Consider the following 21,457-nt stretch of genomic DNA (forward strand, 5'->3'; position numbering starts at 1 on the left):
AGCGTCCCCGCATGGAAGAAGTGCCGTACACCGGTGGTGAGAAGGAAAGTCTGAAGGCCGCCCTCGACCGGCACCGGGACGTGGTCCTGTGGAAGCTGAACGGGCTGGACGAGGAGCAGGCGCGGCGTCCGATGACGCCGTCCGGGACGAGCCTGCTCGGTCTCACCAAGCACCTGGCCGCCGTCGAGTACAGCTGGTTCTGCGAGTCGTTCGGACGGGAGACCGAGCCGCTCCCGTTCCGGGACGACGACCCTGAGGCCGACCTCAGGATCGAGCCCGGCGAGACCATCGAGGGCGTCATCGCGTTCTACGGGCGGGCGCGCGCCGCGGCCGACAAGGTCATCGAGGAAGTGGCCCTCGAAGACCGGGGCACCGCGTGGCACGGCGCGACCGTGACCCTGCGGTGGGTGCTGATCCACATGGTCGAGGAGACGGCGCGGCACGCCGGGCACATGGACATCGTCCGCGAAATGCTCGACGGCGCGACCGGCGACCACGTCCGCGAGGACAGGTAGCCCGCGGACGCGACAGCGGGTGAGAGCAGCCGGTCACGCCAGTGCCGGGGAAAATTACGCCCGCGAAGTCTGGTGCTTGGGGGTTGTACAGGTGGGCGTGGTGGCATGTTGCCGCCTGCGGCCAAGCCTGTGACGGCCATGAGGACGGCGCCCCTGAGGCCGACGCCGAGCAGGCCTGCGGCGATTTAGAGGGCGCGTCTACGGGGTCACGCTAGGGCCGGTGAGCGCCGTCGCCCGTTCTGAGCAAGGCGGCCCTTGGGCCTGTCTCGGAGTGGTTCAGCCATGCGCGCGAACGCGGGAGCTGCCCGGTGGAGCGAAGCCGGAGGCGAGCGGAGCCGGGCAGATCGCGGAGCGATGCCGCGTTCGCCCAGGCCCGGTCACGTAGCGAGCCGCCAGGCGAGCGAAGTGGGCCGGGACTTTTGAGACACAGCCGCCAGGCGAGCGAAGTGGGCCGGGTCTGTGAAAAACACGCTAGGTGCGGGAGTGGCGGCGGCGGACGAGGCGGCGGGAGCGGCGGGCCGGGGGCAGCCATTTCGTGCGGAACCACATCTGCACCTGGGCCCCGCCGAGGACGCTGCGGTGGATGCGCAGGTAGCCGCCGGTCGACTCGGCGGCGCGGCGGGCGATGTCCAGGCCGAGGCCGGTGGAGCCGCCGCCGCTGCTGCCGCGCTTCAGCGCCGCGTCCGGGTCGGCGATGCCGGGGCCGCCGTCGGCGACGAGGATGCCGGTGACGCCCTGCCCCTGGTGGAGGGTGACGACGAAGCCGGTGCCCTCGGCCGTGTGCCGGAAGATGTTGCCGAGCAGCGCGTCCACGGCGGCGGCCAGCTCGGTGCCGGGGACCGGCAGCGGCGCGGGGCCCTCGGCGCCGATCAGCTCGCAGGAGCGCCCCTCGTCCTCGGCGAGGACGGACCAGAACGCGACCCGGTCGCGCAGCACCTTGGAGGCATCGCAGTTGCCCCGGCCGGTCGGCCGCCGGACGGTCCGGATGATCTGGTCGACCTCGCGCTCGAGGTGGTCGACGGCCTGGCGGGTCTGCTCGGCGACGTGCCCGTCCCCGAGCGCCTCGACGTTGAGGCGGAGCGCGGCGAGGGGGGTGCGGAGCCGGTGCGACAGGTCGGCCGCCATCTCCCGCTCGGCCGACAGCAGCTGGACGACGTGGTCGGCCATCGCGTTGAACGCCAGACCCGCCTCGACCAGCTCGGGCGGGCCGTCCGGCTCGATCCGCACCGACAGCTCCCCGTCGCCGAACGCGCCCGCGGCCTCGGCCAGCCGGCGGGTGGAGCGGATCATGCGCGCGCCGAGCCGGTCGGCGACGGCGACGGATCCGGCGACGAGCGCGGCGGCGACCGTCGTCATGACGAGCCACGCCTTCCACACCCCGCGCGACAGGTCCTCGTCGGGCAGGAACACCTCGACGACGGCGGTGCGGCCCGCGTCCAGCGACACCGGCTGGAGCAGCGCGAACCCGCCGTCGACGCGGGCGGTGTAGGAGCGGCCGCGCCGCCCGGCCTCGGTGAGCTGCTCGGCGCGGGCGCCCTCGTCCTCGCGGGGGTTCTTCGGGACGAGGCCGCCGTCCGGCATGTGCACGGTCATGCGCCCGGCGGCGCCCGCCTGGGTGCTGGCGACGGCGCGTTCGAGGGCGGCCGGGTCCTCGGTGACGACGAGGACGGGGCCGAGCGCGCTGGCCTGCCGTTCGGCGGTGGTCAGGGCGCGGTCCCGGGCGATCTCCCGGACGGTGAGGGCGAGCGGGATCAGGAACGCCAGCGCCACCATGGAGGTGACCGCCAGCGACACCAGGACGAGTGTCCGCCTCATGGGCGAGGGTCGGCCAGGCGGACCCCGACGCCGCGGACCGTGTGCAGGTAGCGGGGGGCGGCGGCGGTCTCGCCGAGCTTGCGGCGCAGCCAGGACAGGTGGACGTCGATGGTCTGGTCGTCGCCGTAGGCCTGCCGCCACACTTCGGCGAGCAGTTCGCGCCGCGCGACGACCCGGCCGGGGCGGGCGGCGAGGTAGGCCAGCAGGTCGAACTCGCGGCGGGTCAGCTCCAGGGGCTTGCCGTCGAGCAGCGCCTCCCGGCGGTCGAGGTCGATGTGCAGCCCGCCGACGCTGAGCTCCGCGGTGGGCCCGGACCGCGCCGACCTGCGCAGCACCGCGGCGAGGCGGGCGCTGAGGTGCTCGATGGAGAACGGCTTGATGAGGTAGTCGTCGGCGCCGGCGTTCAGTAACCGGACGATCTCGGGCTCGTCGTCGCGCGCGGTCGCGATGATGACGGGCACGTCGGAGATGCCGCGCAGCATCTTCAGCACCTCGGCGCCGTCGAGGTCGGGCAGCCCGAGGTCGAGCACGACGACGTCGGGCGGGGACTGCGTGACCTCGCGCAGCGCGTCCATCGCGGTCCCGACGCTGCGCACGACGTGCGAGCGGACGCTCAGCTCCCTGATCAAGGCGGTCCGGACGTTCGCGTCGTCCTCGACCACCAACACACTCGCCATGGCGGAACCGTATGCCACCATGTGCCCATGCGTCGCGCGATGTCGTATGTTGCCCCGTGGGCCGGGGCGACCGCGCTCGCGGTGGCGCTCTCCTGGCTCGGCGTGCGCGGTGTCGTGCGCAGCGCGGTGTCGGACCGGTCGGCGCCGCCGCCGATCGCCGGGCCGGTCATCCACTCCAGCCCGTCCACGCCCCCGGGGCCGCCCGCCGACTCGCCCACCGCGCGGACGAGGCCGCCGACCGGCCAGGACGAGGGGCCGGCGCCGTCCAAGGCTCCGAAGGCGCCGCCCGGCGAACCCCGGGGCGGGTCGTCCGCCAAGCCGACCGACCACGTGCGCAGCTACGCGACGCGCGGCGGGAGCGCCGCGGTGTCGATCGAGAAGGACCGGGTGCGGCTGGTGTCGGCCACGCCGAATCCCGGCTACGAGACGCGGGTGACGCAGACCGAGGGCTGGCTGCGGGTCGACTTCCTCTCCGACGAGCACACCTCGTCGGTCATCGCGTCCTGGTACGAGCATGCTCCGACGGTCAAGGTCTACGAGTACTGAGCGGGCGACCACCCGACTGTCGATCATTTCGCGCTACCGCGGTTTCGGCGGCGAACCCAGCGGGAAACAGTGGGTCAAATCGCTGGGACCGGCGGGGGCGGTCGGAAAGGTCAACGGCTCCCATGGTTCTGGATCCCGGAGAGGCCGGCCGCGCCGGCGCCGCGGACGCCGACGAGCGCCGCGCCCAGGTGCGCAAGGCCGCCGCCGCGAGCGTGATCGGCACCTCCATCGAGTGGTACGACTTCTTCCTCTACAACACCGCCGCGGCGATCGTCTTCAAGGACGTCTTCTTCCCCGAGTCGAGCGACTACGCGGGCACGCTGTCGGCGTTCGCGACGTACGCGGTGGGCTTCGCGGCCCGCCCGGTGGGCGCGGCGATCTTCGGGCACTGGGGCGACCGGCTCGGCCGGAAGGCGACGCTGATCGTCACGCTGGTGCTGATGGGCGTGTCGAGCGCGCTGATCGGCGTGCTGCCGGGCACCGAGACGATCGGCTGGGCCGCGCCCGCGCTGCTCGTGCTGCTGCGGATCCTGCAGGGCGTCGCCGTCGGCGGCGAGTGGAGCGGCTCGGTGCTGCTGTCGATGGAGTGGGGCGACCAGAAGCGGCGGGGGCTGATGGCGAGCCTGCCGCAGCTCGGCGTCCCCATCGGGCTCATCCTCGGCACCGGCATGATGACCGCCATCGCGCTGTCGGCGGACGAGGCGTTCAGGAACTGGGCGTGGCGCGTCCCGTTCCTGTTCAGCCTCGTCCTCGTCGGGATCGGGCTGTGGGTGCGGATCCGGGTGATGGAGACGCCGCTGTTCGCCGAGGTCGTCAAGCGCGACGAGGTCGCCCGGGTGCCGGTCGTCGAGGTCGTCAGGCGGCACCCCAGGGAGATCATCCTGAGCGCGCTGCTGCGCTGCTCGGAGCAGATGCCGTTCTACCTGTTCACCTCGTTCGCGCTCACCTACGTCCACAAGCACCTCGGCATGGCGCAGGGGCTGGCGCTGAGCGCGGTGACGGCGGCGGCCGCGCTGGAGCTGGTCACGATCCCGGCCGCCGGGCACCTCGGCGACCGCATCGGCCCGCGCCGGGTGTACGCGGCGGGGTCGATCTGCGTGGCGCTGTTCGCGTTCCCGTACTTCGCGCTGCTCAACACCGAGGTCGCGGCGCTGGTCGTCGTCGCGGTGGTGGTGGCGCAGATCCCGCACGCCGTGCAGTACGGGCCGCAGGCGTCGCTGATCGCCTCGACGTTCCCGACGCGGCTGCGGTACGGCGGGGCGGGCATCGGCTACCAGCTCGCCTCGGTGTTCGCGGGCGGCCCCGCGCCGCTGCTCGCGACGTGGCTGCTGCACGACTACGGCTGGCAGGCGATCTCGGTCAGCATGATCGCGGCGTCGGTGCTGACCCTCGGCGCGCTCGCGCTGCTGCCCGCCCCGGCGGAGGAGCGCGCGGCGGTCAGTACTCCGACGTGACGAACCGCTGCGGCATGATGAACATCCCGGTCGCCTCGACCGTGACCAGCCCGTCCGGCGCGCTGATCGTGCCGGACGCGTGGACCTTGCGGCCCTCCACGCGGCTGGCCTTGGCCTCCACCACGAGCGGGACGCCGAGGGGGGTGGGACGCCGGTAGCGCGTCTCCAGGGTGGCGGTCATGCCGGGCGTGCCGGTGGCGGCCGCCGCCATGCCGAGCGCCTGGTCGAGCACCATCGCGGAGACGCCGCCGTGCACGTACGACGGCGGGCCCTCGTAGACGGCGCCGAGCGTGAACTCGCCCCGGACGACGCCGTCCGCGGCCACCTCCAGGGCGATCGGCGGCGCGAAGGGGTTGAGCGGGCCGGTGACGGGGTTGGCGATCTGGCGGTCCATGCGGCGCTCGCCGGGCGTGACGAACGGCGGGGCGCCGCGGCGCTCGGCGGCGAGCCGGGCGGTCAGCGCCGCGACCTCGGCGGCCACCGCGGCGGCCTCGGCGGCGTCGGCGCCGGTGAGGACGGTGGCCTCGGCCAGCTCGCGCACGCGGGCGGCCAGGTCCGTCAGCGCCGCCACCTCATCGTCCTCCAGCACGGGCCGCTCCATCGGGATCGCGCTCAACTCCAGCCTCCTCGCGGGGCTCGCCCCCATCGCCCCTATGGCCGAACGAAATTCTAAAAGATGCCGGAGAGCGGTCCGGACGCAGGTCCCGCTCAGCGGGTGCCCGGATGATCGCCTGGGGGCCGCTCGGGATCGCCCGGACGCAGGGTGCCCGCCGCCGACCTGTGCGCCTCCCGCCCCGGTGAGCGCGTGGGCGAGCCCGTTTCCTATAGATTCCTGCAGTATCCCGCAAAAGGGACGCCCGAAGAGGACATGAGGACGACACGTGACGGACCAGCCCCCGCCACCTTCCGACCAGCCCCCGCCCGACCAGCCGCCCCCCGGTCAACCGCCTCCACCGCACCAGCCGCCGCCGTATCACGGCGCCTACGGCCAGCCGCCCGGCCGGCCGCCGGGGCCGCCGTCCGGCCCGCCGTCCGCCGGTCCTTACGACCCGCGCTACGGGTACGGCCCTCCCGGCGTCCCGTACGGCCCCGGCATGCAGAACCCGGGCGAGGACACGACCTGGGCGATCTTCGCCTACGTCGGGAACGTCCTGATCGGCTTCCTGCCGCCGCTGGTCATCTACCTGGTGAAGAAGAACACCTCGCCGTTCACCCGCTTCCACGCGGCGCAGTCGATGAACTACCAGCTCACCATGCTGATCCATCTCCTGGCCGTGGCGGCGGTCTGCGTCCCGCCGGCGATCGCGCTGGAAGCGCCCGCGTTCCTCGCGCTGTTCCTCCTCCCCTACCTGGAGCTGCTGGTCGGGGGGTGGGTGTTCCTCATCCTCGGCGCGGTGAAGGCCGGCAAGGGCCAGTACTACCGGTTCCCGACCTTCTTCTGCTTCCGCATGATCCGCTAGATCACAGGTGGGAGCGGGCGTACCCGTCCAGGACCGGCAGGACCGCGTCGCGGTCGCCCGCGGGCACGCGCAGCACGACCTCCTCGATCCCGAGCGAGGCGTAGTGGTCGAGCTTGCCGGGGGTGGGCAGCGTCCCGAAGGGGATCACGGCCGCCATGCCGCGTCCCGCGTCCTCGCAGGCGCGGCGCAGGGCGGGCAGGGCCTCGCGGACGCCCGCGCCGCCGATCGGCATCCAGCCGTCCCCGTACTCGGCGATGTGCGCGAACAGCGTCGGACCGGGGGCGCCGCCGAGCAGCACGGGGACGCGGCGGGACGGCTTGGGCCACGCCCGGCTCGGCGCGAAGCCCGTGAACTCCCCCGCGAAGGACGCCTCCTCCTCCGTCCAGAGGGCGCGCATGGCGAGGACGTGCTCGCGCGCCACGGCGCGCCGCCGCTTCCACGGGACGCCGTGGTCGGCGCCCTCCTCGGCGTTCCACCCGAAGCCGATGCCGAGGGCGATCCGTCCGGGAGCCAGCCGGTCAAGGGTGGCGACGGCCTTGGCGGTGACGATCGGCTCGCGCTGGGCGGGCAGCAGGACGCCGGTGCCGAGGACGATCCGCTCGGTCGTCACGGCCGCCGCGGCGAGCGACACGAGCGGGTCGAGCGTGCGGGAGTACTCCTCGGGCAGGGTCGCGGCGCCCGTCGGCGGCGGGGTGGAGCGGGACACGGGGATGTGGGTGTGCTCGGGGAGGTAGAGCGAGGCGAACCCGCGCGCCTCCGCCTCCGCCGCCAGCTCGTGGGGCGGCATGGTCAGGTCGGTCGCGAACATCGTGATGCCGAGACGCATGCCGTGTCCCCTTCCGCCCGGTCCCCGCACCCTACCCATACGACCAAGCGCTTGCTCAAACGCGTGGGTCAGTCGCCGAAGTCGCAGAAGACCGCGGTCGCGTCGTCGTGGATCTTGTGCCGCGGGAAGCGGACGGCCGCGGGGTCGGTGTCCTCGACCTCCCGCGTCCACTTGATCAGCCCCGCCGGGTCCCGCGCCAGCGAGACCATCCCCGACAACTCGGTGACGCCGAACACGTCGGCCAGCCGCGTGGCGCCGTCGGTCAGCAGGGCGGCGCTCCGCAGTTCGGCGGCCCGCACCGTCCCGGTGGTCGCCGCGTTCGCCACGGCGGGGTCCGCGGCGGCGTAGTCCCGGCCGCCGGTGATCTCCCGTACTTCGTCGAGGAGGTGCAGCAGGACGGTCGAGTCGCCCAGCACCAGGAAGTCGACCAGTTCGCCGCGCCGCCGCAGGGCGAGCACCGTCGCCGCCGGCGTGGTCGGAACCCGCAGGTCGCAGGTCGCCCGGTGCGCCGTCGCCACGTCCGCGATCGCGCCGGCGAGCCGCGCCACCAGCGGCCGGTCCCCCGGCCGGTGCGCGCCCTCGAGCGGCCCGATCGGCGGACCGGCCTGCGGGCCAAGCCCCTCCAGCATGCGCGCGAGCAGCCGGGTGCCGAGCGAGCGCGCGTACCAGGCGGTCCCGTGCGTGCAGCCGAGGTCGGTGCCGAGCGGCAGCCCGCATCCGTCGAGCACCACGACCGCCCCGGCGGCCGCCGCCACGAAGTCCTCGTTGGGCCGGTCCGGGCTCCCCTGGTCCGTCGCCCACGTCATGCGCATCCGTGTATGCCTTCCTGTTGGTCGGTCCCAGTATGGAGGCCTACGGCGGGTCTTCAGACGAGGACCGCGCGGTCGTCCACGCGCGCGACGGCGCGGACGGGAGCGCCGTCCGCGCCCGCCAGGGCCAGCGGGAAGAGGGAGACCTCGATCGCGCAGCCCGCGGCCTGGGCCGCGGCGAGGCGCCCGAGGCCGGTCAGGTTCTCGGCGATCACCGCTCCGGCGCCGCAGAGGACGCGGTGGGCGGCGAGGGAGAAGTCGTCCGAGCCCGGCGGCGGCGTCCGGTCCACGCTGAGCGCGTCGATGCCCACCGTCCTGACGCCCGCGGCGACGATCGCCTCCGCGGTCTCGGGCGCCGGATAGGGGTGGGCCAGGTAGCGGCCGGTCCCCCAGTGCCCCGACCAGCCCGTCGCGATGAGCAGGACGTCGCCCGGCGCGAGCCCCGGCGGGACGGCGTCCGGCGGTATCGGCGCGCGGGGCGGCAGGCCCCGGACGTCCATCACCACGGCCGGGCCGGTGAAGCGCTCCAGCGGCAGCTCGTCCAGCCTCGGCAGCGCGTCGTCGATGTGGAACGGCGCGTCCACGTGCGTGCCGGTCTGCGACCCCAGGTGCAGCCGCAGCACGTTCACCCCGGCCTCGGCGACCGTGAGGGCCGGCACGGCCTCCACCTCGGGGTCGCCCGGGTAGACCGGCATGCCCGTGACGATCGGCACCGACAGGTCGAGCAGTTCAACGCCCATGCGATCGATTATCCCGGCCGCCGCCCCAGCCGATAGCGTTGCGACGTGTTGCCACATGTGACCGCCATCCGCTACGTGACGCCGCTCCGCGAGGGCGGATCGCTCCCGGGCGTCGTCGAGGCCGACGACCTCGGCACCTACGTCATGAAGTTCCACGGGGCCGGGCAGGGCCGCAAGGCTCTGATCGCCGAGGTGGTCGCCGGTGAGCTGGCGCGCCGGCTCGGCCTGCGGGTGCCCGAGCAGGTGCTCATCGACCTGGACCCGGCGATCGGACGGCACGAGCCCGACCCCGACGTGCAGGACCTGCTGAAGGCCAGCCCCGGCTGGAACCTCGGCGTCGACTTCCTGCCCGGGTCGCTCGGCTTCGACCCGCTCGGCTGGAGCCCCGACCCCGGCTTCGCCTCCCGGGTGCTGTGGTTCGACGCGTTCATCGGGAACGTCGACCGCAGCTGGCGCAACCCCAACATGCTCGTGTGGCACGGCGACGTGTGGCTCATCGACCACGGCGCGAGCCTCATCTTCCACCACGCGTGGTCGAACGCGGCCCGGCTGTTCTCCGGCCCCTACGACGTGGACGACCACGTGCTGACCCCGTACGCGACGCGGCTGGAGGAGGCCGAGGCCGAGCTCGCCCCGAAGATCACCGAGGGGCTGCTGCGCGAGGTCGCCGGCCTCGTCCCGGACCGGTGGCTGGAGGGCGAGCCCGGGTTCGCCGACCCGCAGGCGCTCCGCGACGCCTACGTCGACATCCTGCTGCCCCGCGCCGGGAAGCCCCGCGAGTGGCTGCCCGCCCTCGACGTCAGCGCCCACCGCCCGGACACCTCCGCCCGGCGCGGCCAGAACCGTCCCGGCTGGCTCGGGGGCGCGTCATGACCGCCGGAAGGACCACCAACATCAGAACGGCGGCCGAGCCGACGGTGTTCGAGTACGCCGCGCTGCGCGTCGTCCCGCGCGTGGAGCGCGGCGAGTCCATGAACGTCGGCGTGGTCGTGTACTGCCGCGCCCTCGACTACCTCGGATGCCGCACGCACCTGGACGAGCGGCGGCTGCTCGCCCTGGACCCCTCGCTCGACCTGGCGGGCGTCCGGTTGGCGCTCACCGCGGTGGACGCGGTGTGCTGCGGCGGGGAGCGCGCGGGCCAGGCCGCCCGGGAGGCCCCGGGCGCGCGGTTCCGGTGGCTGACCGCGCCGCGCAGCACGATCGTGCAGCCGGGCCCGGTGCACGCCGGGCTCACCGGCGACCCGGCCGCCGAGCTCGACCGCCTCCTCGACCTGCTCGTCCGCTAGCTGTACGGGCCGGCCGGTTCGGGATCCGCTCGCGGCTCAGGTCCACTCCCAGCGGATGCCGTGGTAGCCGGCGGCCATCCCGAACTCGATGAAGTGGACGCTCTGGTAGCTGGACAGCCGCAGGTCGGCGGAGTCCTTCAGCGCGGTGTGCCCGTCGGGCCGCCACGTCCGGTAGCAGCGGGCGGGCAGCGCCGCCGGGTGGAACCGGACCTCGATGAGGTACTCGTGCTGCGGGGTCCGGAAGCCGCGCCCCTCCTCGGTCACGGGCGGGCCGGTCTCCTCGAACCCGAAGCCGTACTCCAGCAGGTAGGTCTCGCCGCGCCCGAGCGCCCGGTCGAACAGCAGCTCGGCGGCGATGAGGCCGCTCGTCTCGTCCATCCGGACGCGGCCGAACCGGCAGCCGCGCACGGTGCGGGACGAGGGCAGCACGCCCTGCGGATGGTGGTAGACGGCGATCCAGCGGTCCACGCCGCGCTGCTGGGCCTGGAACACCGCGCGGACGCGGACCTCGCGCAGTTCCCGGCGCCGGCCGATGAGGTACTGGTCGTGCAGGCTGAGCCCGGTGAGCTGCCGCTCGCCGCGGTCGCCGATCTCGTCCAGCAGGTCGCGGACGCCGGGCTCGGGGCACAGCTCCTCGACCGGCAGCCAGGGCCCGGCGGGGCGGTCGGTGGTCGGCCTGAGCAGCGTCAGCAGGGAGTGCCGCGGCAGTTCGAGGATGGTCTCCAGGCCGCGGACGGCGCGCAGCGAGTCGGCGCGCTCGGGCCGGGTCCGGCCGCGCTGCCAGTAGCTCAGCGTGGACAGGCTGACCGCGATGCCCTGCTCCTCCAGGCGGCGGCGCAGGGAGTCGAGGCTCAGGCCGCGCGCCTGGATGGCGGCGTGCAGGGCGACGTTGAACGGCCCGTACTGGAGGACCTGGAGAAGATCGTCCTCTGCGACACTCTGCATGCTCGGCCTCCGGATCGGCTCCGGCCGGCCCCCGCAAAACGGCCTTGACTACCGCAATTGCAACTTCCGCGCTCACTGTAAGGCTCCGCGGCCCCGATGCCAACAGGCAAACTGTCACAACCGTCGGCCCCGGCCTTCGCCGAACCGGGTACCGATTTCCGGCCGCGCCGCAGCGCTCGATCAGGTCCGCGTCCGCGTCGAGTGATCGCAGGCATCGCGGCCGTCGTCGCCCGCGTCAATGCCATTCCCACTCGATGCCCACTATTCCGCGCCGGACGGCTCCGACCGCGAGGTTCGCGCTCCCCGAAGTGCCGATCCACAGCTCGCCGAGGCGGCGGCGCGGGGACGCGGAGCTCTCGGCCGTGAAGCCGTAGCAGCGGGCGGGCAGCCGGTCGCCCTCGAACTGGACGAGCGCCACGTAGTCGTGGACGGGATGGGAGAAGCGCCGGTCGTAGCCGTCGTGCGCGGGCAGCCGGATCGGGCCGAGCTCGTACTCGATGACCGCGGTGTCCCCCGTCGCCAGCACCCTGTCGAAGACCAGCTCGAACGCCACCAGCCCGCCCTCGGCGCGGATCCGGCCGGGGCGGCAGTACCGCACGTCCAGCGGCTCCGCCGGGACGCCGCCCGCCGCACCGGCGGCGTCACCGTCCGCCATCGCGGCGAGGTCGCCGCAACCCGTCTGATGGACGCAGACCACGCGGTCGATGTCGTCCCCGGCCGCCCGAAGGACGGTGCGCACCGACAGCGTCCAGGACCGCCGCGCCTCGTCCAGCCGGTAGACGTCGTGGACGCTGAGCCGTTCGAGCCGGTGGTCGCCCGAGCGGTCGAGCTGCCCGACGAGGCAGGCGTAGCGCTCGGGATCGGGCCACAGGTCGCGGACGCCGCGGCCCCGCTCCGTCCCGTTCGGCTGGCCGGCGGCGGCCCCGCCGCGCACGACCGCCCCCCGGACGGGCGCGGCGCTCGGCGCGGGGTCCTCCAGCAGCTCGACGAGCGCGCCGGCAGGCACCTGAAGGATCTCCTCCAGCGCGACGACCACGGTGCGCGAGCGCGGTCGGCTGCGACCCCGCTGCCAGTAGCTGAGGGTGGCCACGCTGACCGTGAGCCCGCGCCGGCCAAGCCGGTGACGGATGCGCTCCAGGGTCAGCCCGCTCGCCTGGATCGCCTGCCGCAGTGCCCCGGCGAACTCCACGGCGGGATGGTACCCGGCTCGGAAGATCGATTCAGGTACCGGGGCGGATCGGGCACTAAATGACAAGCAGCCGAGAATCCCAGAAATAAAGCATTTCAGAACAGAATCGACATGAAGGTGCCCAGTTCGGTGAACCCGACCCGGCGGTAGGCCGCCCGCGCCCGCGTGTTGTAGTCGTTGACGTACAACGAGACCGTCGGCGCGATGCCGCGCAGCGCCTCCCGCACGACCGCGGACATCCCCGTCTCCGAGAGCCCCCGCCCCCGCAGGTCGGGCGGCACCCACACGCCCTGCACCTGGCAGGCCCGCGGGGTGACGGCGCCGACCTCGGCCTTGAACATGACGCGGCCGTCCTCGATGCGGGCGAAGGCGCGGCCGTCGCGGATCAGCTCGGCGACGCGGGCCCGGTAGAGCACGCCCCCGTCGCCCGCGTTGGGCGACACCCCGACCTCTTCGGTGAACATTGCCACGCAGGCCGGATAGACGATGTCGAACTCCTCCATCCGGACCCGGCGCACGCCGGGGTCGGCGGCCACGTCGGGGACGCTGGAGGTCGCCATCACCGGCTGCGCGGCGCGGACGGCCCGGGGCGGCCCCCAGTACGGCGCGAGGATCTCCCACAGCTCCCCGACCGCGCCGACGGGCCCGACGATGGACGAGCAGCGCCGTCCCTGCGCCTGGGCCCGCTCGGCGAACGCGCGGACGGCGTCCGGCCCGGCCGCGACCGGGATGAGGTTGGCGCCCGAGTAGCACAGCGAGACGAGCCTGCCGTCGCGCAGGTAGCCCCACATCTGGGCGCCGAGGCGGCGCGGATCGAGCCCCGCGGCGTGCACGCGGGAACTCACGAACACGTTGGAGACCGGGTCGGCGTCCAGGATCGCGAGGGCCTCCGCACGGTACCGGTCGTCCAGCACGCGTACCGGCATCGAGCCCAGCATCCGCACGGCTACCGGCCCCCGGCCCTCACCACTGAAAGCTCCACGTGGCCAAGACTATGCCGTCCGGACGCCGCGCACCTCCGCGGCCTCTGTCACGGCCCCGTCCGGGGTCGGTTCACCGGTGCGCGGCCGCCTGCTCCGCCCTGCCCGCCTTCGCCGCGACCGGCTCGGGCCCGGCCGCGCACCTCTGGTCCGGTCCCGGCCGGTTCGCGGGGAGCCTCCCGCCGCCGAGGTAGGCGGCGACGGCCCCGTCGACGCACCTGTCGCCGGACAGCGAGACGCCGTGGTTGCGCCCGCCGGCCTGGACGAGCAGCCGGGACGTCGGGAACCGGCGGTGCATCTCCAGGGCGCCCCGATACGGGGTCGCGGCGTCCTCGGTCCCCTGCACCATCAGGATCGGCGGCAGCGCGGACCCGCCTCCCACGCGCGGCGGCGGACCGCCCGGCGCCCCCCAGAAGGCGCAGGGCGCGTTGTACCAGGTGTTGCTCCAGGTCTCGAAACGGTAGCCCCGGCGGTAGAGGCGCTCGCTGTCGGCGTGCCAGCGCCTCCAGTCGCGCGGCCAGGCCGCGTCGCGGCACTGGACGGCGTTGTAGACCGTGTAGTTGTTCTGGTCGAGCCGTGTCGGCGGCCGCCACGCCTTGCGCAGCGGCGCAGGGTCGTGCCGGACGGCGTAGGCCGACAGGGCCCTGGCGTGCGCGGCCCAGGTGTAGTCGCCGTAGCCGTCGGCGAGGAACGCCTCGTCCAGTTCGGAGGGTCCGATCTTCCCGTCGATCGGCCTGGCCTTGAGCGCGGCGCGCACCCTGGCGTAGGAGGCGGCCACCTTCCGGCCGGAGTCGCCGAGGCGGTACGCCTTGTGATGGCGGGCGATCCAGGCGAAGTAGGCGTGGATGCGCTTCTCGAAGGCGACGTTCTGGTCGAGGTTGTCGCCGTACCAGACCCCGCTCGGCCGGACGACGCTGTCGAGCACCATGCGGCGGACCCGCTGCGGGTACATCGAGGCGTACACCGCGCCGAGGTACGTCCCGTACGAGTACCCGAAGTAGCTGATCTTCTGCTGGCCGAGGGCGGCGCGGACCGCGTCCATGTCGCGGGCCCAGTTCGCGGTGCCCATGTGCGGGAGGATCGCGCCGTACCGGCGGGCGCAGTCGCCGGCGTAGTGCCGCGCCCTGGCCTTCCACGCCTCCTCCTCCGCCGCGCTCGCGGGGATGGTGTCGGGGCGGGCGCGGCCGGGGCTCTGGTAGCCGGGGTCGCAGACCAGCTCGGGCCTGCTGGCGCCGACGCCGCGCGGGTCGAAGCCGATCCAGTCGTAGGACGCGGCGACCCGCTTGGGCAGCGACTCCGCGAAGAAGCCGGACAGGTCGCGCCCGTGCGCGCCGGGCCCGCCCCGGTTCAGCAGCACCACGCCCTTCGACGTGGACGCGGTGTGCCGGGCCCGGCTGAGTTCGAGGGTGATCTGCCTGCCGCCCGGGTCGGCGTAGTCGAGCGGCACCCGCAGGGACGCGCACTGCAGGCCCTTGAGCCGGGCGCCCTCCACCGGGTCCTTGGCGGGGCAGGACCTCCACGCGAGGCCGGCGGGCCTCGGGTCGGGATGGAGGGCGGGGGCGGCGTCCGCGGGCGCCCCCAGCGCGGCGGCCCCGGCGACGGCGAGCGTGACTGCGGCGGCCGCGGTCCCGGCGGCGGCCCTCTTTCCAGCGTCGTTCAGCACGTTCGCTTTCTATCGGCGGCGCGGCCGGGAACCGCGCATCCCGGGGATCGCGCGATTCCGCCCCCAAACGGGACCACCCCGAAAACCAACCGCCCGTAAAGCAAGACCGCGGTGTGCCGGTCCCGCCCCAGGAGGGGACGGGACCGGCACACCGCGGAACGGCATGCCGGCCGGGTGCAGCGACCGGGCGCCGTACTGCCCGCGTGCTACGGGCGCCCGACCGGGAGGTCCTTGCCCGCGGCGGCCCGTGCGGCCTTCGCGGTCATCGCCGCCGGGTCGGGGTCGTTCAGCGCCGGGACCGCCTTGCAGTAGGCGTCCGGGCCGCGGTGGCTCTGCGGCAGCGCCCCGGTGTCGAGGTACGCCGCGACCTTGTCGTCCAGGCACACGTTGCCGTTGAGCGTGTTGGCGTGGGTCTTGCCGCCGACCTCGAACACCAGGCGCGACGACGGGAAGAGCTTGTGCATCTCCAGGCCGCCCGCGACCGGGGTCGCCGCGTCCTGGGTGGACTGCACGAGCAGCATGCCCGCCAGGCCCTTGGCGCCCTTCAGCTTGAACTCGGGCCCGCCCTGGAACGGCCAGAAGGCGATCGGGGCGTTGAACCAGACGTTGCTCCAGGTGTTGAACCTGTAGCCCTGCCGGTAGAGCTTCGCGGCGTCGTTGTGCCACTTGCTCCAGTTGCGCGGCCAGCGGGCGTCGGCGGCCTGGACGGCGTTGTAGACGGCGAAGCCGTTGTCGTCGCCGCCGGGGCTCATCCAGTCGAGGAGGCCGGAGGCGTCCTTGTCGTTGGCCCACGCCGAGAGCGCCTGCGCGAACGGGATGTAGTAGCCCGTGTTGTAGCCGGCGGACAGCACGGTGTCGTCCAGCTCGTCCGGCCCCATCTTGCCGCCGATCGGCGCCTTCTTCGCGGCGGCGCGGACGGCGTAGTACTCGGCCTCGACGGCCTTCTCGCTCTTGCCGAGGTGGTAGAGCGAGTCGTACTTGGCGATCCAGGCCCACCAGGCCTTCATGTTGTGCTCGAAGGCCTTGTCCTGCTCCAGCTGGGCGTCGTACCAGACCGTCTTCGGGTTGACGTTGCCGTCCAGCACCATCCGCTTCACGCGCTTGGGGAAGAGCGTGGCGTAGGTGGCTCCGAAGTAGGTGCCGTACGAGAAGCCGTACCAGCTGATCTTGTCCTGGCCGAGCGCGGCGCGGATCGCGTCGACGTCGCGGGCGGCGTCGGTGGTGCGCATGTGCGGCAGCAGCCAGCCGAACTTCTTCGCGCAGTCCTGGGCGTACTTCTTCGACTTGGCGATCCAGGCCTTCTCCTCCTTGGCGGAGGAGGGGACGTAGTCCGGCCGGATCGGGTCGGAGAAGTTCGGGTCGCAGCTCAGCGCGGGCTTGCTGGAGCCCACGCCGCGCGGGTCGAAGCCGATGACGTCGTACTTGGCGGCGACGTCGGCGTGCCCGGTGCCGCCGATCCAGCGGGCGAGGGCGGGCGCGTACTCGATGCCGGTGCCGCCCGGGCCGCCCGGGTTCACGAACAGGGTGCCCTGGTAGTTCTTCTCGTCGGTGTGCCGGAAGCGCGACACCGCGATGGAGATCTTGCGGCCGTTGGGCCGGGCGTGGTCGAGGGGCACCTCGACCTGGGCGCACTGCGCCTTGTTCATCGGGTCATCGGGGCCGCTGACCTCGCACTTGCCCCAGTCGATGCCCTTGGCCGCGACCGTGGCGGCACCGGACCGCCCGGTGTCCGCGCTCGCGGAGACGGCGAACCCTGCGCCGCCCGCCGCCACGACCGCGGCGGTCGCGACGAGAACGATCCTTTTCACTTGACCCCCTCAGATCGGCGACTCCGGGCCGGCGCCATGCCGGAGGGGGGTGTCGCCGATGCGTGGCTGATGCGTACTGCCTGTCTGTCGCTGCCTGTCTGTCGCTGCCTGTCTGTCGCTGCCTGTCTGCTGCTGCCTGTCTGCTGCTGCCTGTCTGCTGCTGCCTGTCTGCTGCTGCCTGTCTGCCGCTGCTTGCCTGCCGCCGCGTTCCGGACCCCGGGGACCGCTCCCCGGGGTCCGGACCGCATGGGCGGCGACCGGCGTCAGCGGATGACGTCGGCCTTCAGCTGCGCGGCCTTGGGCGAGCCCGTGCCGCTCAGCGTCTTCGCGGTCGCCGTCGAGGGCGGCGTCGGGTCGCCGAGCTGCGGGACGTGGACGGTGCTCTGCTCCGGACGCTCTCCCCGCAGGAAGTAGGCGTCGAAGTAGGCGTCCACCTGGGCGGAGCCGCGGTGCACGATGCAGTGCGTGCGGTCACCGTCCTGGACGACCAGGCGCGAGCCCTTGAGCCTGCGGTGCATCTCCAGCGCGCCCGCGTACGGCGTGGCCGCGTCCGCGGTCGACTGGAACATGAGGATGTTGCGCGGCAGGTCGCGGGTGTGGCCGATGTTCACCGGCTTGCCGGCCTTGGCGGGCCAGTACAGGCACGGGGCGTTGTACCAGGCGTTGGCCCAGGTCTCGAACGGGTGCTTCCTGTCGATCCGCTCGTTATCGCGCTGCCACTTGTTCCAGCTCAGCGGCCACTGGACGTCGGTGCACTGCACGCCGAGGTAGACGGCGTAGCCGTTGTCGTCGGAGCCGCCGGTCGTCGGCGCACCATAGGTCTGCGCGAACGTGGCGGTGTCGCCCGACTTGAACGCCGACAGCGCGGCGGCGTACCCGTGCCAGATGGCCTGGCTGCGCCGGTACCCGGCGTTCAGGATCACGTCGGTCAGCTCGTCCGGCCCGACGGCGAGGGTCTGCCCGCTGTCGGGGTCGGTGTAGTGGACCGGCTTGTTCTTGAGCTTCGCGCGCAGGTCGTAGAAGTAGCTCCGGACCTGCTTCTGCGTGGTGCCGAGGTGGTACACCGAGTCGTACTTGGCGACCCAGCCGAAGTAGTAGTCGATGTTGATGTCGAACTGGACGTCCTGGTTGAGGTTGGCGTCGTACCAGGCGTCGGAGGGGCCGACGTTGCCGTCCAGCACCATCTTCCCGACGTTCTTGGGGTAGACGGTGGCGTAGGCGGAGCCGAGGTAGGTGCCGTAGGAGGCGCCGTAGTAGTCGAGCTTCTTGCTGCCGACCGCCCGCCGGATCGACTCCACGTCGTTGACCGAGTCGATCGTCTTGATGTGGTCGAGCAGCCCGGTCCTGTCGGCCTTGCCGCACGCCTCGGCGTAGCCCTTGGACAGCTTCAGCCAGGTGGCGACCGACTTGCGGTCACCGGTGCCGTAGTCGGGGCGCGGGGCGTTGGTGTAGTTCGGGTCGCAGCTCAGGGCCGGGACGCTCATGCCGACGCCGCGCGGGTCGAAGCCGATGACGTTGTACGCCTCGCGCATCGGGGCGGAGTTCTGCGCGAACACCCGCGGTCCGAACAGGGCGCCGCCGCCACCCGGCCCGCCGGGGTTGACCACGATGTCGCCCTTGGCGGCACCGGAGCCGGTGTGCGGCGTCCTGGTGAGCTGGAGCGTGATCTTCTTGCCCTGCGGCTTGGCGTAGTCCATCGGCACCGACAGCTCGGCGCACTGGACGATCTTGGAGACCGGGTACAGGGCGTCGTACAGGTCGTGCACCGTCTGGACGAAGTCCGCGGGACAGGCGTGCCACTTGGCCGCCGAGGGGTTGAATCCTCCTGCCGTTCCGGCGGAGGGGCTCGCGGCCTGTGCGCTTGTGGCGCCGAGACCGGTGAGACCGAGCCCGGCCACCGCGGCCACGACAACGATCCTCTTCACATATCCCCCTATCGTGCCGACTCCGGTTGAGTCAGACATACGGGTAAATGAGTGAAGATTGTGGCGGTTCTGGCTTACGGCCCGACAGGGGCCCGTCAGAGTGGATGCGGAATCGTGACAAGATCAGCGGAACTCTGTGACAACTCCGGACGTTCCGGTCGCGGATGCCCAGCTCCGGGCCAGGTTCCGGGCACGCGAAAAGGCCCCGGGTCGTGAGATCCGGGGCCCTTGAGGATCGTTACGGCGCCCGCCGGAAAGCCGGCGCCGGTCCGAGTGCGGGCGTCAGCCGACCACCACGTCGGCGCCCGGTCCGGAGACCGTGCCGTCCTCGGCGATCTCGATGCCCATCTCGTCGGCGATGCGCATCGCCTCCTCGATCAGGGTCTCGACGATCTGCGCCTCGGGGACGGTCTTGACGACCTGCCCCTTGACGAAGATCTGGCCCTTGCCGTTGCCCGACGCGACGCCGAGGTCGGCCTCCCGGGCCTCGCCGGGCCCGTTCACGACGCAGCCCATCACGGCGACGCGCAGCGGGACGGGGAAGTCCTTCAGCCCGGCGGTGACCTGCTCGGCCAGCGTGTACACGTCCACCTGCGCGCGACCGCAGGAGGGGCAGGAGACGATCTCCAGGCCGCGCTTGCGCAGCCCGAGCGACTCCAGGATCGCCGCGCCGACCTTGACCTCCTCGACCGGCGGCGCCGACAGCGACACCCGGATCGTGTCGCCGATGCCCTCGGCCAGCAGCGCGCCGAACGCGACGGCCGACTTGATCGTGCCCTGGAACGCCGGGCCCGCCTCGGTGACGCCGAGGTGCAGCGGGTAGTCGCAGGCCGCCGCCAGCTTCCGGTACGCCTCGATCATCACGACCGGGTCGTTGTGCTTGACCGAGATCTTGATGTCGCGGAAGTCGTGCTCCTCGAACAGCGAGCACTCCCACAGCGCCGACTCCACCAGCGCCTCGGGGGTGGCCCTGCCGTGCTTCTCCAGCAGGCGCTTGTCCAGGGAGCCGGCGTTCACCCCGATGCGGATCGGCACCCCCGCGTCCTTGGCCGCGCGGGCGATCTCGCCGATCCGGTCGTCGAACTTCTTGATGTTGCCCGGGTTGACGCGGACGGCCGCGCACCCGGCGTCGATCGCCGCGAACACGTACTTGGGCTGGAAGTGGATGTCGGCGATGACGGGGATCGGCGACTTGCGCGCGATCGCCGGCAGCGCCTCGGCGTCGTCCTGCGACGGCACGGCGACGCGGACGATCTGGCATCCGGACGCGGTCAGTTCCGCGATCTGCTGGAGCGTGGCGTTCACGTCGGCGGTGAGGGTCGTGGTCATCGACTGCACCGACACGGGGGCGTCGCCGCCCACCGGGACGCCGCCGACCATGATCTGCCGGGATCTGCGGCGGGGCGCGATCGGACCCGGCGCCCCCTGCCCGTCGCCTTCGCCGCGAACGCTCGGTATACCCAGTGAAACGCTCATCCCTCTCCTCAATTTTCGGCCCCGTACAAAGCCTAGGTGCCCCGCGCGGCTGAGTTGACGGCACCCGGCTTCGACCAGTGTGACCATTTGAGCACACTCGGTAAACGTTTCACGTCATTACGGTAGACGGAGGGGGTTGAGGACGTCGGCGAGGATCAGCAGCACGCCGAACCCCACGAGCACCAGGACGGCCAGGTATGTCAAGGGCATGAGCCGGGTCATGTCCACGGTGCCCGGATCCGGCCGCCCCCTGATCCGGTTGACGCCGGCCCGCGCCCGCTCGTAGGCGACGACCGCGAGGTGCCCTCCGTCCAGCGGGAGCAGGGGCAGCACGTTGAGCACGCCGAGGAAGATGTTCACCGAGACGACGAGCGAGAGGTAGAGGGTGAGCTTGTCGCGGGCCGAGCTCTGGGCGGAGAAGATCTGCCCGGACACCTCGGTCGCGCCGACCACGCTGCCGACCTGGCCGCCGGGCGTGCTCCCCCGCTCGGGCGAGAACAGCCTCGGCACGGCGGAGGGCAGGTCCGCCGCCGCCCGGCCGATCCCGGCGACGGTGCGGCCGACTCCCCGCCCGGCGAACACGGCCGCGTTGAGGGGACCGGTCCGCTGGTACCCGGCCCCGACGACCTTCGCCGACATGCCGACGAAGGGCCGCCCGTCCACGTCCGCGAGCGTGATCGGCAGCGTCACCGGCCCCGGCGCGCCCGGCCGCTCGACCACGACCGCCACCGTCCGGCCCGGCTTCGCCGCGCCGATCGCCCTGGTGAGCCCCGCCCAGTCGGAGACCGGAGTGCCGTTGAACGAGACGACGCGGTCGCCCGGGCGGAGCCCGGCCCGGGCGGCGGGGGACGGCGGCCGGCTCCCGCCGCACCCGCTGGACAGCGAGGCGGGGACGCAGGACGTGATCTCGTCGACCGTGCTGGTCACCGTGCCGGCCTCCCGCACGCCGATCGTCATCGCCATCACCATGAGCAGCAGGAAGGCGAAGACCAGGTTGGCGACCACCCCGGCGGCGATGACGACCGCGCGGCGGCCGGCGGGCTGCCGGTAGAACGCGCGCGGACGGTCGGCCGCGGGGATCTCCTCCAGCGGCGTATAGCCGACGATCTTGACGAAGCCGCCCAGCGGGACGGCCTTCACCCCGTACTCGGTCTCGCCGCGGCGGGTCGACCACAGGGTCGGCCCGAAGCCCACGAAGTACTGCGTGGCCTTCATCCCGAACCGCTTGGCGGCGAGCAGGTGCCCGCCCTCGTGGAGCATCACCGAGACCAGCAGTGCCGCCACGAACGCCACCGCGCCGAGGAAGAAGGCCATCGGTCCCTCCGGGTCGCCCCGAGGCGGGT

20 protein-coding genes are annotated in these 21,457 nt (G+C 72.9%); 6 read left to right on the forward strand and 14 right to left on the reverse strand.

Annotated features, from left to right (window positions below; all coding sequences use genetic code 11):
• Positions 1 to 11 precede the first annotated feature (11 nt).
• Positions 12 to 515 (forward strand): DinB family protein, encoded by a 504-nt coding sequence (locus ACQEU6_RS17075; RefSeq protein ID WP_499333041.1) that lies wholly within the window; start codon positions 12 to 14, stop codon positions 513 to 515.
• 471 nt (positions 516 to 986) lie between these two features.
• Here ACQEU6_RS17075 and ACQEU6_RS17080 read toward each other — a convergent pair whose 3' ends face one another.
• Complete coding sequence (locus ACQEU6_RS17080; protein WP_499333043.1) at positions 987 to 2,330, reverse strand: sensor histidine kinase; 1,344 nt, start codon at positions 2,328 to 2,330, stop codon at positions 987 to 989.
• Complete coding sequence (locus ACQEU6_RS17085) at positions 2,327 to 3,007, reverse strand: response regulator transcription factor (protein ID WP_499333044.1); 681 nt, start codon at positions 3,005 to 3,007, stop codon at positions 2,327 to 2,329. The genes ACQEU6_RS17080 and ACQEU6_RS17085 overlap by 4 nt, the downstream gene beginning before the upstream one ends.
• Positions 3,008 to 3,034: 27 nt before the next feature.
• Between ACQEU6_RS17085 and ACQEU6_RS17090 the strand changes: the two genes are divergently transcribed.
• Together ACQEU6_RS17090 and ACQEU6_RS17095 are read left to right on the forward strand one after the other, a co-directional pair.
• Positions 3,035 to 3,553, forward strand: a complete 519-nt coding sequence (locus ACQEU6_RS17090; protein ID WP_499333046.1) for a hypothetical protein — start codon at positions 3,035 to 3,037, stop codon at positions 3,551 to 3,553.
• A gap of 122 nt (positions 3,554 to 3,675) precedes the next feature.
• Positions 3,676 to 5,007: an MFS transporter gene (locus ACQEU6_RS17095; protein WP_499333047.1), complete on the forward strand. Its 1,332-nt coding sequence runs from the start codon at positions 3,676 to 3,678 to the stop codon at positions 5,005 to 5,007.
• On the opposite strand, the gene ACQEU6_RS17100 is transcribed toward ACQEU6_RS17095, so the two are convergent.
• Complete coding sequence (locus ACQEU6_RS17100; protein WP_499333048.1) at positions 4,991 to 5,623, reverse strand: PaaI family thioesterase; 633 nt, start codon at positions 5,621 to 5,623, stop codon at positions 4,991 to 4,993. The two genes, ACQEU6_RS17095 and ACQEU6_RS17100, sit on opposite strands and share 17 nt — an antisense overlap.
• A gap of 265 nt (positions 5,624 to 5,888) precedes the next feature.
• Between ACQEU6_RS17100 and ACQEU6_RS17105 the strand changes: the two genes are divergently transcribed.
• Complete coding sequence (locus ACQEU6_RS17105; protein WP_499333049.1) at positions 5,889 to 6,467, forward strand: DUF4870 domain-containing protein; 579 nt, start codon at positions 5,889 to 5,891, stop codon at positions 6,465 to 6,467.
• A gap of 1 nt (position 6,468) precedes the next feature.
• Here the strand turns inward: ACQEU6_RS17105 and ACQEU6_RS17110 are convergent, their stop codons facing one another.
• From ACQEU6_RS17110 to ACQEU6_RS17120, 3 genes are all read right to left on the reverse strand, one after another.
• Positions 6,469 to 7,293 (reverse strand): TIGR03619 family F420-dependent LLM class oxidoreductase, encoded by an 825-nt coding sequence (locus tag ACQEU6_RS17110; protein WP_499333051.1) that lies wholly within the window; start codon positions 7,291 to 7,293, stop codon positions 6,469 to 6,471.
• 68 nt (positions 7,294 to 7,361) lie between these two features.
• Entirely contained in the window at positions 7,362 to 8,099 is a 738-nt protein-coding gene (locus ACQEU6_RS17115; RefSeq protein WP_499333053.1) for a hypothetical protein, read from the reverse strand.
• A 59-nt stretch (positions 8,100 to 8,158) separates the two neighbouring features.
• Positions 8,159 to 8,842 carry a cyclase family protein gene (locus ACQEU6_RS17120; RefSeq protein WP_499333055.1) on the reverse strand — a complete coding sequence of 228 codons (684 nt, stop codon included), beginning with the start codon at positions 8,840 to 8,842 and terminating at the stop codon, positions 8,159 to 8,161.
• Positions 8,843 to 8,887: 45 nt separating this feature from the next.
• Between ACQEU6_RS17120 and ACQEU6_RS17125 the strand changes: the two genes are divergently transcribed.
• Together ACQEU6_RS17125 and ACQEU6_RS17130 are read left to right on the forward strand one after the other, a co-directional pair.
• On the forward strand, positions 8,888 to 9,715 hold the full coding sequence (locus tag ACQEU6_RS17125) for a HipA family kinase (RefSeq protein ID WP_499333056.1): 828 nt from the start codon (positions 8,888 to 8,890) through the stop codon (positions 9,713 to 9,715).
• Positions 9,712 to 10,128, forward strand: a complete 417-nt coding sequence (locus ACQEU6_RS17130) for a DUF3037 domain-containing protein (RefSeq protein WP_499333058.1) — start codon at positions 9,712 to 9,714, stop codon at positions 10,126 to 10,128. Before ACQEU6_RS17125 ends, ACQEU6_RS17130 begins: the two co-directional genes overlap by 4 nt.
• Before the next feature lie 36 nt (positions 10,129 to 10,164).
• Here the strand turns inward: ACQEU6_RS17130 and ACQEU6_RS17135 are convergent, their stop codons facing one another.
• From ACQEU6_RS17135 to ACQEU6_RS17170, 8 genes are all read right to left on the reverse strand, one after another.
• The gene (locus ACQEU6_RS17135; RefSeq protein ID WP_089312821.1) at positions 10,165 to 11,073 is read right to left on the reverse strand and encodes a hypothetical protein; all 909 of its coding nucleotides are present in this window, start codon (positions 11,071 to 11,073) and stop codon (positions 10,165 to 10,167) included.
• 235 nt (positions 11,074 to 11,308) lie between these two features.
• On the reverse strand, positions 11,309 to 12,262 hold the full coding sequence (locus ACQEU6_RS17140) for a helix-turn-helix domain-containing protein (protein ID WP_499333059.1): 954 nt from the start codon (positions 12,260 to 12,262) through the stop codon (positions 11,309 to 11,311).
• Positions 12,263 to 12,357: 95 nt separating this feature from the next.
• Positions 12,358 to 13,200 carry a GNAT family N-acetyltransferase gene (locus ACQEU6_RS17145; protein WP_499340228.1) on the reverse strand — a complete coding sequence of 281 codons (843 nt, stop codon included), beginning with the start codon at positions 13,198 to 13,200 and terminating at the stop codon, positions 12,358 to 12,360.
• Positions 13,201 to 13,315: 115 nt separating this feature from the next.
• Positions 13,316 to 14,905, reverse strand: a complete 1,590-nt coding sequence (locus tag ACQEU6_RS17150; protein WP_499333061.1) for an alpha/beta hydrolase — start codon at positions 14,903 to 14,905, stop codon at positions 13,316 to 13,318.
• A 206-nt stretch (positions 14,906 to 15,111) separates the two neighbouring features.
• Positions 15,112 to 16,713 carry an alpha/beta hydrolase gene (locus ACQEU6_RS17155; RefSeq protein WP_499333062.1) on the reverse strand — a complete coding sequence of 534 codons (1,602 nt, stop codon included), beginning with the start codon at positions 16,711 to 16,713 and terminating at the stop codon, positions 15,112 to 15,114.
• 263 nt (positions 16,714 to 16,976) lie between these two features.
• Positions 16,977 to 18,638, reverse strand: a complete 1,662-nt coding sequence (locus ACQEU6_RS17160; protein ID WP_499333064.1) for an alpha/beta hydrolase — start codon at positions 18,636 to 18,638, stop codon at positions 16,977 to 16,979.
• 282 nt (positions 18,639 to 18,920) lie between these two features.
• Entirely contained in the window at positions 18,921 to 20,114 is a 1,194-nt protein-coding gene (ispG, locus tag ACQEU6_RS17165; RefSeq protein WP_499333065.1) for a flavodoxin-dependent (E)-4-hydroxy-3-methylbut-2-enyl-diphosphate synthase, read from the reverse strand.
• A gap of 117 nt (positions 20,115 to 20,231) precedes the next feature.
• A complete protein-coding gene (locus ACQEU6_RS17170) occupies positions 20,232 to 21,428 on the reverse strand; it encodes a M50 family metallopeptidase (RefSeq protein WP_499333066.1) in 1,197 nt (398 codons plus the stop codon).
• Positions 21,429 to 21,457: the final 29 nt, after the last annotated feature.

This window comes from Spirillospora sp. CA-108201 (genome assembly GCF_050936235.1).
Classification (GTDB): Bacteria; Actinomycetota; Actinomycetes; order Streptosporangiales; family Streptosporangiaceae; genus Spirillospora.

Excerpts from the sequence above, each read along its gene's own strand:
- ACQEU6_RS17075 (WP_499333041.1), top strand. The coding sequence starts at position 12 with ATGGAAGAAGTGCCGTACACCGGTGGTGAGAAGGAAAGTCTGAAGGCC.
- ACQEU6_RS17080 (WP_499333043.1), bottom strand. The coding sequence starts at position 2,330 with ATGAGGCGGACACTCGTCCTGGTGTCGCTGGCGGTCACCTCCATGGTG.
- ACQEU6_RS17085 (WP_499333044.1), bottom strand. The coding sequence starts at position 3,007 with ATGGCGAGTGTGTTGGTGGTCGAGGACGACGCGAACGTCCGGACCGCC.
- ACQEU6_RS17090 (WP_499333046.1), top strand. The coding sequence starts at position 3,035 with ATGCGTCGCGCGATGTCGTATGTTGCCCCGTGGGCCGGGGCGACCGCG.
- ACQEU6_RS17095 (WP_499333047.1), top strand. The coding sequence starts at position 3,676 with ATGGTTCTGGATCCCGGAGAGGCCGGCCGCGCCGGCGCCGCGGACGCC.
- ACQEU6_RS17110 (WP_499333051.1), bottom strand. The coding sequence starts at position 7,293 with ATGCGTCTCGGCATCACGATGTTCGCGACCGACCTGACCATGCCGCCC.
- ACQEU6_RS17115 (WP_499333053.1), bottom strand. The coding sequence starts at position 8,099 with ATGACGTGGGCGACGGACCAGGGGAGCCCGGACCGGCCCAACGAGGAC.
- ACQEU6_RS17120 (WP_499333055.1), bottom strand. The coding sequence starts at position 8,842 with ATGGGCGTTGAACTGCTCGACCTGTCGGTGCCGATCGTCACGGGCATG.
- ACQEU6_RS17130 (WP_499333058.1), top strand. The coding sequence starts at position 9,712 with ATGACCGCCGGAAGGACCACCAACATCAGAACGGCGGCCGAGCCGACG.
- ACQEU6_RS17135 (WP_089312821.1), bottom strand. The coding sequence starts at position 11,073 with ATGCAGAGTGTCGCAGAGGACGATCTTCTCCAGGTCCTCCAGTACGGG.
- ACQEU6_RS17145 (WP_499340228.1), bottom strand. The coding sequence starts at position 13,200 with ATGCTGGGCTCGATGCCGGTACGCGTGCTGGACGACCGGTACCGTGCG.
- ispG (WP_499333065.1), bottom strand. The coding sequence starts at position 20,114 with ATGAGCGTTTCACTGGGTATACCGAGCGTTCGCGGCGAAGGCGACGGG.
- ACQEU6_RS17170 (WP_499333066.1), bottom strand. The coding sequence starts at position 21,428 with ATGGCCTTCTTCCTCGGCGCGGTGGCGTTCGTGGCGGCACTGCTGGTC.